The sequence below is a fragment of the Streptomyces sp. TRM49041 genome (assembly GCF_008271805.1).
In the GTDB taxonomy this organism is placed as follows: Bacteria; Actinomycetota; Actinomycetes; order Streptomycetales; family Streptomycetaceae; genus Streptomyces.
In genome coordinates this window covers 1-928 of the sequence record NZ_VSRY01000045.1, presented here as the reverse complement: position 1 = coordinate 928, position 928 = coordinate 1, and the positions used below count along the sequence as shown (strand labels likewise).

Sequence of the window (928 nt, the reverse complement as noted above, 5' to 3'; positions counted from 1 at the left end):
TTGATCTCCGAGACGGCGCCGACGAACGTGGTCTTGCCCACGCCGAAGCCGCCCGCCACCACGATCTTCGCGCTGGTGGTTGAGCGGGCCGCACCGCCGCTAGAGCTTGCGAAGTCCACTGAGCACCCTTTCGAGCAGTGTCACGTCTGGCTGGCCGCCGGCGGCCTCGTCACCGCCGGGCTGGTGGATGGCGACAAGTCCGGCCTCGGCCAGATCGGCGACGAGGATCCGGGCAACGCCGAGGGGGATGGTGAGAAGTGCCGAGATCTCGGCCACCGACTTGATCTCGATGCACAGCCGGCAGATCCGCTGGTGCTCGGGCAACTGCCCTTGCAGCCGGGACGGATCGGCCGTGGTCGACACCAGCGCCTCGATGGCGAGCTGGTACCGGGGTCGCGTCCGGCCGCCTGTCATGGCGTACGGACGGACCAGGGGATTGTGATGGGTCGGGCCCGACCTGGACTCCGGACGGCGGCGCTGCTGCTGCACCGGCTGGCTGCGCGGTGCCTGCGGCTGCTGATAGGGCTGCTGGTAGCCGCCCTGTCTGCCCGGCGTGGAGGGGAAGTTGAAGCGGTTCTGGGCGTTGTCACCCTGGGCCTGGTGAGCACCGTCGTAAGGCTGGTGTCCGCCTGGGGGTGTTGCCACGTTTCCTCCTCCGACTGCCGTCCGCGGTCCATGTCCCTGTGGAGCCGCGCCACCGCACCTTAAGGTGCGGTGGCGAAAAGCGCACGGTCCGTCTGCTAGTTGAGCAGGCTTCCCTGGAGTTCCGCGCGGAGATCCGGGGTGAGGACGCTGCCCGCGCGGTCCACGAGAAGCGCCATCTCGTAGCCGACGAGACCGATGTCGGCGTCGGGGTGGGCGAGTACGGCCAGCGAGGAGCCGTCCGAGATGGACATGATGAAGAGGAAGCCGCGCTCCATCTCCACCA

2 protein-coding genes and 1 pseudogene are annotated in these 928 nt (G+C 68.5%); all 3 read right to left on the bottom strand.

Translation table 11 applies throughout. The annotated features are described in order from the left end of the window. Positions 1–119, bottom strand: a pseudogene (locus FVS66_RS02345) (ATP/GTP-binding protein); the annotation flags it as partial. Further along, a complete protein-coding gene (locus tag FVS66_RS02340; RefSeq protein WP_149179270.1) occupies positions 100–645 on the bottom strand; it encodes a DUF742 domain-containing protein in 546 nt (181 codons plus the stop codon). The pseudogene FVS66_RS02345 and the gene FVS66_RS02340, both read right to left, overlap by 20 nt. Before the next feature lie 95 nt (positions 646–740). Further along, the coding region (locus FVS66_RS02335) for a roadblock/LC7 domain-containing protein (RefSeq protein WP_399224705.1) at positions 741–928 on the bottom strand (188 nt) is incomplete at its 5' end.